The organism is Mesorhizobium sp. M0761 (assembly GCF_040320205.1).
Lineage (GTDB): Bacteria > Pseudomonadota > Alphaproteobacteria > Rhizobiales > Rhizobiaceae > Mesorhizobium.
In genome coordinates this window covers 71,421-87,003 of the sequence record NZ_JAMYPF010000021.1, presented here as the reverse complement: position 1 = coordinate 87,003, position 15,583 = coordinate 71,421, and the positions used below count along the sequence as shown (strand labels likewise).

The following is a 15,583-nucleotide window of genomic DNA, read 5'->3' as shown; positions in this document are numbered from 1 at the left end:
GATGATGATCGTGGCGGACAAGGCAGAGAAGTGTCGGCATGTGCCGACCCGGCGAACTCTCCCGGACGCTGCTTTGGCGTTCTGTCTCTGTCATAGGCCTTACAGAGACCGCCACATGCAAATTGAGCCTGGTCGGAATGGCCGGCCAGAGGCCACTAGGTCGCCACGCCGGTTGGGCCGGACCGGTGAAAACGCTGAAGATGCGGCCGTCCTGCGGTTGCCATAAGCACTACGTGGGGACTGCGTGCTGCGCGAGCACCGCGCTGCCGATTTTCCGGCGCTCGCCAGCAGCCAATACCGATGTCACAGTATCTCAGGTTTTCCGGAATACATTCCCCGAGGTGACTGGTCGCTAGCCCGTCTCTTACTCCGTGAACCAAGCCCGCTCGGCCAAACGGGAGCCCGCCATTGAGCGAACGAGATCAGAACCGACGCCATCGACCTTCGTGCTGTAGCCGTCCAACGTAGCAGGAAACGCGAAGATGCAATTGCCGCCGTCCTGGCTGCAGATCGCCTGCATTTCCTCATACATCGATCGACGCTTGTCCACGTCGAGCTCCGTGCGGGCGCTTTGCAGCATTTGGCTGAAGCGGTCGTTGCACCACCTCGTTTCATTCCAGGGAGCATTGCACTTGAACGCAAGCGAGAACATTATTCCGGGCGTGGGCCGTGTACCCCAATAAGTCGTGAAGTACGGCCGCTTCATCCAGATGTTGGACCAATATCCATCGTCTGGTTCTCGCTTGACGGCGAGGTTGATACCTGCGGCTCGCGCTTGCTCGGTCATAAGAACAGCTGAATCGACAGCGCCCCCAAAGGCGGCGTCCGCAGCACTAAGTTCCACATTGATCGACGAGAGCCCGGCCCGCTTCAAATGCCACTTCGCCTTGTCCGGATCGTACTTGCGTTGCGGCAAGGACTTGTTGAAAAACGGGTCGTTGCTCGCGATCGGCTGGTCGTTGCCGACTTCCGCGAAGCCCGAGAAGATGCTGGCCACCAGCTTTTCGCGGTCAATTGCGTATTTAATCGCCTCGCGGACATTGTTGTCCGAATACGGCTTGTTGCTGATGTCCATGGCGCTACCGACGTAGGTGCCGCCCACCATCTCCACGATTTTCAGCTGCTTGTTTCGCTTTACCAACTGAACGATCTTCGGCTCGATCCGATCAACCGCGTCGACAGCGCCTGTCGTTAGGGCGTTAGCCCGAGCTGTAGCGTCATTGATATAGGTGAATTCCACGCCATCGAACCAGGCGCGATCGGCTTTCCAGTAGTTCGGATTGCGATGGGCGCTAAGCGTTACACCCGGCTGGAATTTGTTGAGGATATAGGGTCCCGTCCCAATAAACGTGGTCCAGTCTTTGAACCCCTCGGGTACGATCTGAAGGTGGAAATCGCCGAGAATAACAGGGACGTCAACGTCACCGGTTTTGTGTTCAATGACAACGACGTTGTCCCCGTCGGCGCGGATGTCTGCAAAATCCTCAAGGAGGCCCTTTGCCGCCGACTTGGAGTCAGCTGCGGTATGCCTTTTCAGAGAGTAGACCACATCGGCTGAAGTCAGCTTCTTGCCGTTCGTGAATTCCACGCCCTTGCGCAGCTTGAACCTCCACGTCTTGGCGTCTTTGCTGGACTCCCAGCTCTCAGCTAACTCCGGAACTGGGCTCTTGTCCGGCGCGAGCTCGACTAGATTGTTTCCGAAAAGCCACCCACAGGCATAGTGAGGATCGGAAAAGTAGGACATGGGGTCAAGGCTGTCGGTGGTCCCGCCTTGGGAATAGCCTATGCGTAAAGTCCCTCCCCGCTTGGGGGTCGAGGCTAAAGCCGGGCCGCCGCGCAAGCTGACGCCTGCAACCGCCGCGGCGCCGGCGACTAGCAAGGTCCGCCGTGTTGGACGCCAAGACAGGTGACCATTCATGGAAAATCTCCCGTTTATACCCCACCCTGTCTCACCGCTGTTATGGGGGCGAAGAACAGCAGCGCTTTGATGTGCATTCCAACGGAGGTCCTTCCCGACTTATTCGTTTTCTCCGACCGTCCGCTGATTGACGAAGGTACGATTGTTTTATTAAGCTGTCCATACAAAAACATTTGTGCCATGACTGTGGGCGGAGGGACCATTGGGAAACATTCCAAAGCTGATCATCAAGCGCTTCGCCCTGGGAATTTTTGTCCTATGGGTGGTGTCGCTTTTTATCTTCCTCGGGGTGTCGCTGCTTCCCGGAGATGTGGCGACCGAAATCCTGGGCCAATCAGCCCTCCCTGAAACGGTTGCCGCCTTTCGACACGAACTGGGGCTCGATCTGCCCCTTCACATTAGATATGTGCACTGGCTCGGCGGATTGGTTACCGGGGATCTCGGACACTCCCTCGCAAACGGGCGTGCCGTCTCACAGTTGATAGGTGAGCGGCTGGGCAATACCTTGTTTCTGGCCGGCGTTGCGGCCTGCTTCTCCGTTCCGGTGTCGTTGCTTTTAGGGTTGCTCACCGCGCTTTATCGCGGGTCGGTCTTCGACCGCTTGACGAACGCGATTACACTCACCTGGATCTCGTTTCCCGAGTTTTTCGTGGCCTACATCCTGATCATGTTCTTCTCCGTCCAGGCGGGCTGGTTTCCCAGCCTGTCAACGATGAGAGACAGCGACAGCTTTACCCATTCCCTCTACTTGGTGACGTTGCCAGCACTGACGCTCACTCTAGTCGTCACCGCCCATATGATGCGCATGACGCGTGCGGCAATTATCAGCGTTCTGGGCAGCCCGTTTATAGAGATGGCAAAGCTGAAGGGCATTGGCCAGCGGCGAGTCATTGTGTGGCATGCGCTGCCCAATGCCCTAGCACCGATTATCAACGTCGTGGTGATCGATCTCGCCTACCTGATCGTAGGCGTTGTCGTGGTCGAAGTCGTGTTCGTCTATCCTGGGCTCGGGCAGCTGATGATCGACTCCGTTCAACGCCGCGATATTACGGTCGTTCAAGCCTGCAGCCTAATATTTGCATCCACCTACATCTTGCTGAACATGTTCGCCGATGTGTTGGCGAGTGCGACGAATCCGAGGCTTATGTATCCCAAATGAGCACTCCAGCTGATCTTTCCCCGCGCCCGGGAATAGCCCCGACCGACGGACCTCATCATCAGGATTCCGGGCGCTTTAGAGCGTTGCTCGAAGGCCTTTGCCAGGCGCCTCTAAGCGCCTGGTTCGGTCTCGTCATCGTGACCATCTATGTGGTGGTGGCGATATTTGCGTCCGTGATCGCCCCATACGGGGAAGGCCAGGTGGTCGGTTCACAGTTCGATTCGTGGACCGTCCAGCATCTACTGGGCACTGACAATCTAGGTCGGGACACGCTGTCGCGACTAATATACGGCGCACGAAACACCGTCGGCATCGCTTTTTTGACGACATCGCTTGCCTTTCTCATTGGCGGCAGCGCGGGGCTTGTCGCGGCTGTCGTCGGCGGATGGGTCGACCAGGTTCTTGCGCGACTGGTAGACATCCTCATGGCAGTCCCACAGCTGATTTTCGCCTTGCTGCTGCTTACGATTTTCGGTGCGTCGATAACTTCGTTGGTCTCGATTATTGCCGTGCTCGACGCGACGCGGGTCTTTCGCCTGGCGCGCGCGGCTGGAATGAACATCGCGGTGATGGATTATGTCGAGGTAGCGCGCCTGCGGGGGGAGGGACTGATCTGGATACTCTGGCGTGAGGTGTTACCGAACATTTTGCCTCCGCTCGTGGCCGAGTTCGGTTTGCGCTTTTGCTTCGTTTTTCTCCTGATCAGCTCCCTTTCGTTTTTGGGCATCGGCCTGCAGCCACCCACTGCAGACTGGGGCTCCATGGTGAGGGACAACGCAATTCTCATCACCTACGGTGATATCACCCCACTGATGCCCGCCGCCGCCATTGCCCTTCTGACGGTCGGGGTAAATTTTCTGGTGGATTGGTTTCTGCACGAATCGAGCGGTTTAGATGACAAAACTTGATGGCGTCCGCGGCACCAAAGGCGACGTCATACTGGATGTGAGAGGCCTTCGAATCGGTGCCAAAAGCAAAGCCGGTTGGGCCGAGATCGTCAAAGGGATTGATCTCACGCTGCGACGCGGTGAGATACTTGGTCTTATCGGCGAATCCGGCGCCGGCAAGTCGACGATAGGGCTTGCAGCACTCGGATATGTTAAACCTGGTTGCCGGATCACGGATGGGACCATCCTATTCGCTGGAGGAGATTTAAGTGAGCTTTCCGAGGCAGAGTTGCGGCGTCTCCGAGGCGTTAGGATCGCTTACGTCGCTCAGTCGGCGGCAGCAGCCTTCAATCCAGCGCATAGGCTTATCGATCAATACACCGAAGTAGCCGTCGTTCACGGTGTTAGCGATGCTGCGTCGGCGCGCGCTCAGGCGGTCGAGCTTTATCGGAAGCTGCATCTGCCTGATCCGGGCACTTTCGGCGAGCGCTTCCCGCACCAGGTCTCCGGTGGCCAGTTGCAAAGGGCGATGGTGGCGATGGCGTTGGCTTGCAAGCCGGATATCACCGTCTTCGACGAGCCCACAACCGCCCTTGACGTGACCACCCAAATCGAGGTGCTGGCAGCGATCAAGGATGTTGTCCGCGACTTCCACACCGCGGCGATCTATATCACCCATGATCTTGCGGTTGTCGCCCAGCTCGCCGATCGCATCATGGTGCTCCGGCACGGCGAGCTGGTAGAAGAAGGCAACACCCGCCAGATCTTGGAGCAGCCTTCGGCCGACTATACGCGCCAGCTACTGAGGCGTGATCCTCCAAAAAGCGACACAACGACCGCAAGTCGAAAGATCCTAACCGTCTCCTCCGTGGATGCCGCTTACGGCTCGATAAAGGTACTCCATGACGTCAGCCTCTCCGTAGGGGAGGGCACCACGGTAGCGGTGGTGGGTGAATCGGGCTCGGGAAAATCAACGCTCGCTCGCGTCGTCACCGGCCTGCTGCCGTGCAGCAAAGGTACCCTTTTGTTCGATGGCAAAGCGATTAATTCCTCGCTCAAACGCCGCAGCCTAGATTTGCGGCGGCGCATCCAGCTTGTTCACCAAACGCCCGACACATCGTTGAATCCGCGCCACCGCGTGCGGGAGGTACTTGGGCGGCCATTGGCCTTCTATCACGGGCTCACAGGCCGGCTTCGCACGGCACGCATGATTCAGCTGCTTGAGCAGATCGAGCTCGATCCCACTTTTCTGGATCGCTTTCCTGAAGAGCTCTCAGGTGGCCAGAAACAGCGTCTGTGCATCGCGCGGGCGTTATCCGCGAAGCCCGATCTGATAATTTGTGATGAGGTAACATCGGCCCTCGACCAATCGGTGGCGCAGGGCATCCTTAGGCTGCTGATGGACCTGCAAAAGAATCTCGGAGTTTCATATCTGTTCATCACGCACGACTTGCAGACCGTTAGAGCTATCGCAGACGAAGTCGTTGTGATGAATCAAGGGCTCATCGTTGAGCAAGGCCCGAAGGATGAGTTCTTCGCCCCTCCACATCATCCTTACACGCAGCTCCTGCTAACCTCGGTTCCGCAGATGGACCCGGAATGGTTGGACTCGATCCAAGAGACCCGTGCAGCGCTAGCCAGAACGATCAGCCTAGCCTGACAGGCTTCAGGCGGCGGCTTAAGTTACAGGGGCCGATAGCCCGTTGGAGACTCGCGGCTAGTGCGTGGTGACCACGATGTTCCCGACGTGCTGTTTATTCATAAACGCCTGCTGTGCTTGGGGGAGCTCTCGCAGAGGGTACTGCGCTGCCAGAAGTGGCTTCAGCAGTCCCTGCTCGATGAGGCCTACGAGACGCCTAGCCGTGCCAGGTGGCACGATGGTTGCGCCAGTGAGCTGCAGATCCTTGTAGATGAGCTGTCGCAAATCGAACTCGACGGTAGGCCCTGAAATGGCGCCGGAGCTGGAATACCGTCCTCCTTGGCGTAAAGCCTCAATGAGATGACTGAAAATCTTGCCTCCGACGACGTCAATCGCGACATCGACCTGGCCGCCTACCGCCGATCGGATTGCCTCAGACAGAGCAGGTGTGTTTCGATCGACTATCGCATATGCGCCAAGTTCTCTAAGGCGGGCCACCTTCGACGGGCTCGCTATAGCAACAACCCGCGCTCCGCGCAGCCGACTCAGCTGCACCGCGGCCGACCCGACTCCGCCCGAAGCTCCCGCGATCACCACTGTCTCACCGGGACGAAGATCCGTTCGCGCCACCAGGTTCTCGGCCGTCGTGTACGCGCAGGGGAATGTTGCAAGCTCGGCATCGGAAAGGTCGGTGTTGATACGCAGCGCATTGCCGGAGCGTATCACCGTATATTCGGCAAAACCGCCATCGCACTCCGATCCAAAATAGATCGCATTGGCAAGGTCCATCCAATCACCGGTGCCAAGCAACCAGGGATCCACAATAACCCGCTCACCAACACGCGCGGGATCCACCCCCTCACCGACACCAACGATGGTGCCAGCGACGTCAGCGCCCTGGATCAAAGGGAACCGAACCGGCGCACCACCCCAGCTTCCTTCCTCCGATCGAGCATCGGCAAAGCCATCGCTGCCGGTCGATGGCGTAATTCCGTCTGTCACCGATTTGGAGTACCAGGCCGTGCGAGTGTTGATGTCCGTGTTGTTCAAACCACAGGCACCGACTCTGATCAGAACCTGCCCATCGGCCGGCACCGGAATGGGCCAATCTTCACGATAGTCGAGTTTATCCAGCCCGCCGTGGCCAGTAAGTACAACGGCACGCATTACGGATTTTGAGCTCATGCGGATTTCCCGAATTAATGGAACGTCGACACTGGTGTCCCAAGCCGGTCGGCGTCGGGGCTCACTCCCAAGCCAGGCGCCGAGGGGGGCGTGGCATAGCCTTTGACGTTCCGCGCCCCTTGACCTGGAACAGGATCGACGGCCAGGTGGTGATGACAAAGCCAGCTCGCGAGCCTGTTTTCGCGCGGGGTGGATGACGCAAGGTGTATGGCTGCCGTGTCGGCCAGGGCGGATCCCCCAAGATCCTCCAAATGCATCTGCCAGCCGACAGACACGCCGAAGTCGCGAATTTGCCTTGCCTTCGTCAGGCCGCCGACGCGATTAGGCTTCACCTTCACGCCCTCGCACGCACCGAGCTTCCACGCATCAAGATGATCCTGGAAGGTATGCAGGCACTCATCAAGCATAATAGGCTGCTTGACCCGGCTTGCCACTTGCGCGCATTGCGCAAGGGTTTCGCAAGGCTGCTCAACCCATCCACGCAAGGCGACATTGTTCAAGACTTGAACGGCGACGGCAGGAAGCCACGCGCGGTTTACGTCATATGTGACAGTTTCGTCTGGACGCAAAGCCGCTTCGATTGCCTCGATTCTTGAGATGTCAACGACAGGGTCACTGCCACCAACCTTCGCCGAATGCGTCCGATAGCCATGCTCGTAGGCCTGACGGATAAGCGCGATCATCTCATCGTTCGATCCGGTGGAAATAGACGAGTTGACGGCAACCGGATCGGCTTTGTCGCCTCCAAGCAACCGCCAAAGAGGCATTCCAGAAACGCGCCCCAGTATGTCCCAGCACGCCATGTCGAGTGCCGATTTTACGTAGAGGTGGCCAGGCAAGGCAACGTCCATCGTTCGATTGATGGCGTCGAGAGCGCAAGGATTCTGCCCCAATAGAGAGGGCGCCAGCGTTCCAATTCCAGCGCGAATACCGGGCCCATGGGCGGGTAGATAGGTATTGCCCCAGGGGCATCCTTCACCCCACCCCGAGATGCCCTCATCGGTATCGATCCGGACGAACGTGCTGTCGAGCTTATCGAACCGAAGCCGTCCTCCCGATAGCCAATATGGCTTAGAAAGAGGCAGGTCTACCTGCCAGACCGTTATACTGGTGATCTTCATAGCATCCCTTGCTCCTGCAACACTTTGCGGGCAACGCGAAAGCACTCGAGCGCTTGGGGAACGCCGCAATAGATGCCGACAACGTGGATAACAGCTCGGATTTCGTTCATTGATACGCCATTGGTAATGGCGCCGCGGCAATGGGTTTCCCATTCATGCATTTTGCCCAAAGCGCCGATCATGGCGAGGTTCATCAGCGATCGCGTTTTCGCATCGATCGATTCATCTCCCCAACCGAAACCCCAGCACCAAGCGGTCATCGCTTCTTGAAAGGGCCGGGTGAAATCATCAGCCGCAGCAAGATTGGCATCGACGTACTTCGCTCCTAACGTCGCCTTGCGCTTGGCAAGGCCGACGTCAAACAAATCCTGTTGCAATGGAGTTCTCCTTTACCGGATGGCAATCGCGATGTTTTTGGTTTGAAGGTAGTTCCAAAGTGCCTCTCGGCCTTTTTCACGGCCGTAGCCCGATTTGCCGTAGCCGCCAAAGGGTGTCTCGACGCCGCCGGCATACCACTCATTGACGAACACCTGTCCAGCTCTTAAGCGCCGGGCGGTCTTCATTGCGCGATCGACATCTGACGTAAAGATGCCTGAGACCAAGCCATAATCGGTACCGTTCGCCAAGCGCACCGCCTCGTCGTCAGTGCCGAACTTCAAAACCGAGAGAACAGGCCCAAAGACTTCCTCCCGTGCGATCGACATATCCGGCGTTATGTTGTCAAACACGGTCGGCTCCAAGAAAAATCCTGGACGGTTGAGGCGCCTGCCACCGACAACCGCACGCCCCCCCTGCCGCCCGGCTTGCTGGCACATGGATTCAGCTCGATTGCGCTGCGAGTCCGAAATCATGGCGCCCATGTTGGGACCGAATTCGGGCCTATCGGCGCCAGGACCTGCTGAAATGGAGCGCGCCATGTTCGCAACTCGCTCAACCACTTCGTGGTGCACGTCCTCATGCACGATCAGGCGAGACATAGCTGAACACACCTGGCCCGCGTTGAAGAAGATCCCCCAACGAACATTCGACACAAGGTTGTCCAGGTTCGCGTCCGGCCAAGCGATCGCGGCGGATTTGCCGCCCAGTTCAAGCACACATGGAACCACATTTTTTGCGGCGGCCGACGCGATACTGATCCCTGTCGGAACCGAGCCGGTGAAAACGATCTGATTTACGTCGGGATGGCTAACGAGAGACTCGCCCGCCTCGCGGCCCAAGCCGCATAGAATGTTCACCGCCCCCCGCGGCAGCCCCGCGTACTCGGCGGCGCTTGCGATGAACGAATTGGTCAGAGGGTCGAGTTCAGGCGTCTTTACGACGCACGCGTTGCCTGCTGTCAGAGCCGCCGACAACGAACGTGCGGTCATCTCGAGTGGATAGTTCCAGGGGACCACATGCGCGGATACGCCGAACGGTTCGTAGACCGTGAAATCGTAGTAGCTGTCTCCGAGGGGTATGGAACGACCTTCGATCGTTTCGCACTGATTGCCATAGTACTCGAAATATCGAGCCGCTCCTTCCACCTCCATGTGGGCCTCCCAAAGCGGTTTGCCCGCTTCGCGGCATAGGACATAGGCAATCTCATCGATATGATCGAGCAGATAGGTGCCCATCGCCCGCACCATTCGCCCCCGCTTGACGGGGCGCATTTCTGTCAGCGCGCCGGACTCATGACAGGCCTTGGCGGCCTTTACGGCGCGATCAACGTCTTGCGCGCTCGCCATGGCTTGCTGCGCAAGCGCCTCTCCAGTTGCAGGATCATCAACGGTGAGATTGCCCGCACCGCCGTCGACCCACTCACCATCTACGTAGTTCTTCCAATAGGCCTTGATCTCAGACATCGACGCCTTCACGCATCCACTGCTGCAAGATTCGTACCGAGTGCTCGGAGTTCACACCGCACTTCGGATCGACAACGAGCGGACCCGGTCTGTACCCGCGACTGTGCAAGCCGCGCTGGACGGCCTCGACGATATGGATATCCTCTTCGACGGTTGTCGCCCTGTCCTGGATCGCCAATTTTCGGATGATGTCGGACTCGGCTCCGTCGATCGTGTACCAACCACGCCAGACGACGACTTCGTCGACATTCTTGATGCGCCAGTGATAGGTGTTGAGAATATTGCCGGGATAAACCTGAAAGGAAAATGTCGGCCAGAGAAACCAGGAAGAATATTCTCCAGCACGCGCATTGGCGGTGAGGTCAATGGGATAACTCATCCGGTCGAGATTCTGGCATTCGGTAGTATGACGCAGACAATAGCCCTGAGGCTGGATGTCATATGTTTCGGGCTTTATAACACCGGTGGCAAATGTCTTATGGTTCAGAGCACAGTGGTAGCATTCGGAATAATTCTCGATCGATACCTTCCAGTTGCAGCTTTCCGGAATCTCGACCCATTCCAGAGGCTTCAACTGGTCAATGTGAGGGACAAATTCCGTCAGCTCCTCGCGAACTTTTGGGAACCATTCATCTATCGGTTTGGCGTGCGGGTCGAGATTGACAAAAACGAATCCGCAAAACAGTTCGACTTTCAGGCTCGTCAGACAGATGTCGTTGCGATCAAACCCTGGGACGGCATTGACGTTAGGCCCGCCTCGCAGCTTGCCCGTGAGTTCATAGGTCCAAGCATGGTAGGGGCATACCAGAAGCCGAGCGTTCCCGCTTCCCCGTACCAGTTCGTGCGCGCGATGCTGGCATACATTGTAAAATGCGCGGACCTGGCTATCTCTGTCGCGAATGCAAAACAGGCTCTGCCCTGCGAGCTCAAAGGTGAAGTAGTCGCCAGGTTTCTCCACCAAAGAGGAGTGGCCTGCGAATTGCCACGTCCGGCTCAGCAGTCCGTCTTCTTCCTTGGCAAAGATGGTTGGGTCGGTATAGTAGCGCGCTTCCAGCGATCGCAGGGGTTTCGGCGGCTCGGACGAAACGTTCATCGTGGTTCCTCTTTCCAATAGACACCAAGCTCGTAGCGGCGCTTATGAAACCGCTCGATATTATTGACTGCATCGGCCGCCGCTTCAGCCACCACGAAAGCAACGATCGTTTCAAAAAGCGCCGTCAAGGCCACGGTCGACGGGAAAAACTGTGGTGTGTCGGTCGGGATGACGAAACGTTGGTCGGCGCGGGCCAGGATAGGCGATGCCGGACTGTCCGAGATGCCAACGACCTTGATGCCATAGGCGCGGGCCAATTCCACGGCCTCGACAACCTCGCGCCGGTACGGCTTGAACGTCATCGCTATCAGGAGATCGCCCTTCTCGGCGCGGACCAACCCGTCCACAGGGAGGGATCCCTCGCGTGGAATGGCAACGACGCTGTCCACTGCCATGCTTGCCAGATAGGCGAAATTTCGGGCAACCGAACTGGCAAAGCCCAAGCCCAAGACGTAGGTGGTGCGCGCCTTTACAATGGCATCCGCGAGTTGCTTGATCTCGGTGGCGCTCGTTCCCGAAAATAGACCTTCGATATTCTCGATCGACGTCGATGCCATCTGGCTGTAGAGGCTGGCCAGTTTTCCGCCTTTGGATAGCGACTGCAGCCAGCGGGCCCGGTCAGGAAAATCCTCGCGCCCGCGCATCACTTGCTCGCGAAAGGGTTTTCGAAAATCCTCGTAGCCCTCAAAACCAAGCGCGCGCGCCATTCGCACCAACGTATTGGGCTTTACGTCCGCGCCTTGCGCCATGCTTCTAATCGAAGTGATGCTGATCATGTTCGAATTCTCGAGCACGTGGGCAGCTGCCTTCTGTAACTCGGGAGTGAACGTAGATAGCCGGCTCGTCAGAGCGTCGAGAACCATTGTGGCCGTTTTTACTTTTGGTACAGTCATGTGTTTCATCCTTGACAATCGTACACTTGTTCGATAGCCCTGTCTACAGGCAGTTTTCTCGGGAGACGACAATGAGCATATCTCACGCGCGGGTAGTAATCATAGGCGGGGGCATCATGGGGTGCGGCCTTGCATACCACCTCGCGCATGAAGGCTGGATTGACATCGTGTTGTTGGAGAAGGCCGAGTTAACTTCTGGATCGACATGGCATGCCGCTGGGCAGATCACACATTCGACGTCGAGTTTTTCACTCGGCAAATGCGTCGGCTACAACATCGATCTCTATTCCAAGGTGCTCGAAAAGGAGACCGGACAGTCTGTAACCTGGCATGGCTGTGGGTCTTTGCGGCTGGCCTACACGGATGACGAACTCGACTGGCTCCGTCAGACCCTGAGCGTCGGAAAAGCGCTGGGCTTCACCATGGAATTAGTAGACCTGGAGCGCATCAGACAGCTTCATCCCTTTTATAATCTTGAAGGCGTGCAGGCGGCGCTGTACACGCCCGATGACGGCCATGTTGACCCTTCCGGTGCCACATTCGCACTTGCGCAAGGTGCACGGCAGCTCGGGGCTAAGATCGTTCGCCAATGTCGGGTGTTGGACGTAAAGCCAGAGCCCAATGGCGAATGGCGCGTCTTTACGGAGCAGGGCGAGATCGTTTGCGAGCATGTCGTTAACGCGGGTGGCACTTACGCGCGACAAGTTGGCAAATGGGTTGGGCTAGACGTCCCCACCGCCTCCATGACCCACCATTACCTGATAACGGACACTGTTCCGGAATTCATGGCGCTAGAAAAGGAGCTTCCTGTCGTTCGGGATGATCGGTTGGTATCCGGCTACATCCGGATGGAGCAGAAATCTGGCCTGATCGGCATCTACGAGAAGGCGAAGCCCAATGCTGTTTGGATCGATGGCTGTCCATGGGAAGCCGAACATGAGCTGTTCGAGCCTGATTACGATCGCATCATGCCTTGGCTTGAAAATGCGATGGGTCGGATGCCCGTGCTTTCCCAGCTCGGCATCAAGCGTGCTGTGCATGGTGCCATTTCTCACCCCCCGGACGGGAACCCACTGATCGGCCCAGCGCCTGGACTTAAGAACTTTTGGCTCAATTGCGGCTGTCAGATTGGCATCGGTTGGGGGCCAGGGCTGACGCGTGAACTGGCCCGTTGGATGGTTCACGGCGCCGCCGACATCAACATGCGCGACTACGACCCACGGCGTTTTGGCAAGTTTGCCGATCCAGCCTATCAGGTCACCAAGGCAAAAGAAGATTACCTTCTGCGCCATGAAATACCCTTCCCGCACCTCAACCGTCATGACGGGCGGCCGGTCAAGCCAAGCGCACTTTACGACCGCCTGCAGAAGCGCGGTGCTGTGTTCGAAGAGGTATATGGTTGGGAGCGCCCTCGCTGGTTCGCGAGGGACGGTCTTGAGCAGAAAGACTATTACTCGTTTCGACGGCCCGCCTGGTTTCCGCTCGTTCAGAAGGAAGTCAATGCGGTGCGCGAATGTGCGGGCCTGATGGATATCTCCGCCTTCTCGAAGGTTCAGGTGTCGGGCCCGGATGCTGCCGGGTTCGTTAATCGACTGATACCGAACCGGCTCCCGTCGAAAACCGGTCGCATTGCTCTTACGCATTTGCTGAACGATAGAGGGCGCATCGAACTGGAAACGACGATCGTTCGCTTGGCGGATGACAGCTTCTACTTTACCTGCGCTGCCTTCTTCGAACAACGCCTCCTGGACCATCTGACGTTAGCACGCACGGCGAATGAATCCGTGACCATGACTAATCTTTCGGATAGGTGGGGGGCGCTTGCGCTTAACGGGCCACGGTCACGTGACATTCTGGGACCGAATACCGAGGCTGATCTTACAAACGCGGTTTTTCCCTGGCTGACGGCTCAGAAAATCGAAGTCGCCGGGCAGAAGGTTTGGGCGTTTCGCATGTCGTATGCGGGCGAGCTGGGCTGGGAATTTCATGCCTCTAGAGAAAGCCTGCCGGCTATCTATGACGCCCTGCATGCCACTGGCAGCGCCTTCGGCTTAGTCGACTACGGCTCATTCGCAATGAACGTCATGCGCTTGGAAAAGATGTTCAAGGGAGCTGGGGAACTGACCAATGAAGTGACGCTGCCAGAGGCCGACGTCATGCGTTTCGTTAAGTTGGACAAACCACAATTTGCCGGAAAGCAGGCGACGTTGGAAGCAATGCAGAGAGGGCCGAGCTGGATCTGCGCCTATCTTGCCATCGAAGCCGACGGCGTGTCCGATGGAAATGGCGGCGAAGCGGTCTTGCTTGGTGATCGGCAGGTCGGCTCCGTCAGTTCCATTGCTTATTCCTCGACAGTCGGGAAAATCCTGGCCTTCGCCTATGTCGCTCCCGAAGTTGCGCAGGTCGGAACGAATTTGCAGGTCATGGTGCTCGGCGTGCCGCGGGCGGCGACGGTTCTGGGCGACGCCGTCTTCGATCCCAACAACGAACATCCACGGGTTGATGCTGAAAGCTCAAGCCCGACAAAGAAGGTTGCGGCACATGCTTGACACCCTCGTGAATGCTAGCGCCATACAAAGCGATTGGGTGAGCCGGGCGAAGGCGGTCTTACCCGGCGGTGGATTTGGAAATTTTGATCCTTCCATCGTCATACGAGAAGGCCATGGCGCTCATGTATGGGACGAGAATGGCAAGGAGTATATCGACTTTTTGATAGGCTCGGGACCTATGATCCTGGGTCATGACAATGCAGAGGTCATTGAGGCCATTCGCGCGCAAACGACAAGGGGTCTCACCTTTTTCGCCAGCAACAGGCATGGGATCGAACTTGCGGAAGTCATCTGCGAGGCGGTGCCGTGTGCAGAACAGCTACGATATGTTTCGACAGGCGGCGAGGCGGACATGTACGCTATGCGTCTCGCACGAGCGCATACTGGCCGCGATAAAATACTAAAGTTTGAGGGGGGCTATCACGGGATGTCGTCTGAAGCGTTGATCAGTGTTTTTCCGGACCGAATTGAGAACTATCCCAACGGCGTTCCAGACTCGGCCGGGATTCCGGAGCAAGTCCGGGACGGCGTCTTCGTCGCGCCCTTCAATGACGTTGAATTCCTGCGTCAATTAGTGACCGAGCATGGCTCGAAGATTGCCGGGATCATCGTAGAGCCGCTCCAGCGCTTGATCCCGCCGGCGCCAGGCTTCCTGGAGACATTGCGCGAGGAATCGTCGAAGCGAGGCATCGTTCTAATCTTCGACGAAGTTGTCACCGGATTCCGCCTGGCCTACGGTGGCGCTCAGGAGCGATATGGCGTGGTGCCCGATTTATGCACCTTGGGCAAGATCATCGGAGGCGGCCTTCCGCTTGCAGCGGTTGCGGGGAAGACGGAGATCATGTCCCACTTCGACAAAGCAGCTGTTGGGAAGGACGGGTTCACGCTTCAGATCGGGACGCTGAGCGGTAATCCACTTGCCGCTGTGGCCGGACTCAAAACCTTGGAGATCCTGCGTCGACCCGGTAGCTACGACCGACTGCGCGGATACGGCGTAGCGGTCATGGGCATGCTCAGCAACGCGCTCGACCAAACCGCCACCGCTTACCAGATCGTTGGCGATCCAGTGCTGTTTGACGTGGTCTTCACCGAGCAAACCGTGAAATCGTATCAAGACGTCGCAAAAGGCAATTCCGCGGCGGCCGGTAGATTCAACACCGCCCTGCGTGAGAAGGGGATCTTCAAGTCTCCGGGTAAGATCTACCCATCCCTTGCCCTGACCGACAGTGATCTGGCCTGGACAAAAGAAGCAATCGATCACGCTGCGACTAGACTAGTGGCAGCATAGAGCAGAAAGC

The 15,583-nt window shown here is 57.5% G+C and carries 12 protein-coding genes; 5 read left to right on the top strand and 7 right to left on the bottom strand.

The genetic code is table 11. The features are described 5' to 3' along the window. Window positions 1-364: 364 nt before the first annotated feature. Complete coding sequence (locus NKI32_RS26600) at window positions 365-1,918, bottom strand: ABC transporter substrate-binding protein (RefSeq protein WP_353004372.1); 1,554 nt, start codon at window positions 1,916-1,918, stop codon at window positions 365-367. Window positions 1,919-2,120: 202 nt separating this feature from the next. Between NKI32_RS26600 and NKI32_RS26595 the strand changes: the two genes are divergently transcribed. The 3 genes from NKI32_RS26595 to NKI32_RS26585 are packed head-to-tail and all read left to right on the top strand — an operon-like array spanning window position 2,121 to window position 5,624. Further along, window positions 2,121-3,077: an ABC transporter permease gene (locus tag NKI32_RS26595; protein WP_353004370.1), complete on the top strand. Its 957-nt coding sequence runs from the start codon at window positions 2,121-2,123 to the stop codon at window positions 3,075-3,077. Continuing rightward, entirely contained in the window at window positions 3,074-3,985 is a 912-nt protein-coding gene (locus NKI32_RS26590) for an ABC transporter permease (protein WP_353004368.1), read from the top strand. Before NKI32_RS26595 ends, NKI32_RS26590 begins: the two co-directional genes overlap by 4 nt. Next, the gene (locus NKI32_RS26585; RefSeq protein ID WP_353004366.1) at window positions 3,972-5,624 is read left to right on the top strand and encodes an ABC transporter ATP-binding protein; all 1,653 of its coding nucleotides are present in this window, start codon (window positions 3,972-3,974) and stop codon (window positions 5,622-5,624) included. The genes NKI32_RS26590 and NKI32_RS26585 overlap by 14 nt, the downstream gene beginning before the upstream one ends. A gap of 57 nt (window positions 5,625-5,681) precedes the next feature. Here the strand turns inward: NKI32_RS26585 and NKI32_RS26580 are convergent, their stop codons facing one another. From NKI32_RS26580 to NKI32_RS26555, 6 genes are read right to left on the bottom strand one after another with little or no spacing between them, the layout of a single operon-like run. Continuing rightward, entirely contained in the window at window positions 5,682-6,788 is a 1,107-nt protein-coding gene (locus NKI32_RS26580; protein ID WP_353004364.1) for an alcohol dehydrogenase family protein, read from the bottom strand. Window positions 6,789-6,802: 14 nt separating this feature from the next. After that, complete coding sequence (locus NKI32_RS26575) at window positions 6,803-7,909, bottom strand: mandelate racemase/muconate lactonizing enzyme family protein (RefSeq protein ID WP_353004362.1); 1,107 nt, start codon at window positions 7,907-7,909, stop codon at window positions 6,803-6,805. Continuing rightward, complete coding sequence (locus NKI32_RS26570; protein ID WP_353004360.1) at window positions 7,906-8,286, bottom strand: carboxymuconolactone decarboxylase family protein; 381 nt, start codon at window positions 8,284-8,286, stop codon at window positions 7,906-7,908. Before NKI32_RS26570 ends, NKI32_RS26575 begins: the two co-directional genes overlap by 4 nt. A gap of 12 nt (window positions 8,287-8,298) precedes the next feature. Then, window positions 8,299-9,750 carry an aldehyde dehydrogenase family protein gene (locus NKI32_RS26565; protein ID WP_353004358.1) on the bottom strand — a complete coding sequence of 484 codons (1,452 nt, stop codon included), beginning with the start codon at window positions 9,748-9,750 and terminating at the stop codon, window positions 8,299-8,301. Then, complete coding sequence (locus tag NKI32_RS26560) at window positions 9,743-10,843, bottom strand: aromatic ring-hydroxylating oxygenase subunit alpha (protein ID WP_353004356.1); 1,101 nt, start codon at window positions 10,841-10,843, stop codon at window positions 9,743-9,745. Before NKI32_RS26560 ends, NKI32_RS26565 begins: the two co-directional genes overlap by 8 nt. After that, a complete protein-coding gene (locus NKI32_RS26555) occupies window positions 10,840-11,736 on the bottom strand; it encodes a MurR/RpiR family transcriptional regulator (RefSeq protein WP_353004354.1) in 897 nt (298 codons plus the stop codon). Before NKI32_RS26555 ends, NKI32_RS26560 begins: the two co-directional genes overlap by 4 nt. Before the next feature lie 71 nt (window positions 11,737-11,807). Between NKI32_RS26555 and NKI32_RS26550 the strand changes: the two genes are divergently transcribed. Together NKI32_RS26550 and NKI32_RS26545 are read left to right on the top strand one after the other, a co-directional pair. After that, window positions 11,808-14,285, top strand: coding sequence for an FAD-dependent oxidoreductase (locus NKI32_RS26550; protein ID WP_353004352.1), 2,478 nt, complete (start codon window positions 11,808-11,810; stop codon window positions 14,283-14,285). Then, window positions 14,278-15,573, top strand: a complete 1,296-nt coding sequence (locus NKI32_RS26545; RefSeq protein WP_353004350.1) for an aspartate aminotransferase family protein — start codon at window positions 14,278-14,280, stop codon at window positions 15,571-15,573. Before NKI32_RS26550 ends, NKI32_RS26545 begins: the two co-directional genes overlap by 8 nt. Window positions 15,574-15,583: the final 10 nt, after the last annotated feature.

Coding starts and splice junctions, on each gene's coding strand:
- NKI32_RS26600 (WP_353004372.1), bottom strand. CDS start 1,918: ATGAATGGTCACCTGTCTTGGCGTCCAACACGGCGGACCTTGCTAGTC.
- NKI32_RS26590 (WP_353004368.1), top strand. CDS start 3,074: ATGAGCACTCCAGCTGATCTTTCCCCGCGCCCGGGAATAGCCCCGACC.
- NKI32_RS26585 (WP_353004366.1), top strand. CDS start 3,972: ATGACAAAACTTGATGGCGTCCGCGGCACCAAAGGCGACGTCATACTG.
- NKI32_RS26580 (WP_353004364.1), bottom strand. CDS start 6,788: ATGAGCTCAAAATCCGTAATGCGTGCCGTTGTACTTACTGGCCACGGC.
- NKI32_RS26575 (WP_353004362.1), bottom strand. CDS start 7,909: ATGAAGATCACCAGTATAACGGTCTGGCAGGTAGACCTGCCTCTTTCT.
- NKI32_RS26565 (WP_353004358.1), bottom strand. CDS start 9,750: ATGTCTGAGATCAAGGCCTATTGGAAGAACTACGTAGATGGTGAGTGG.
- NKI32_RS26560 (WP_353004356.1), bottom strand. CDS start 10,843: ATGAACGTTTCGTCCGAGCCGCCGAAACCCCTGCGATCGCTGGAAGCG.
- NKI32_RS26555 (WP_353004354.1), bottom strand. CDS start 11,736: ATGACTGTACCAAAAGTAAAAACGGCCACAATGGTTCTCGACGCTCTG.
- NKI32_RS26550 (WP_353004352.1), top strand. CDS start 11,808: ATGAGCATATCTCACGCGCGGGTAGTAATCATAGGCGGGGGCATCATG.
- NKI32_RS26545 (WP_353004350.1), top strand. CDS start 14,278: ATGCTTGACACCCTCGTGAATGCTAGCGCCATACAAAGCGATTGGGTG.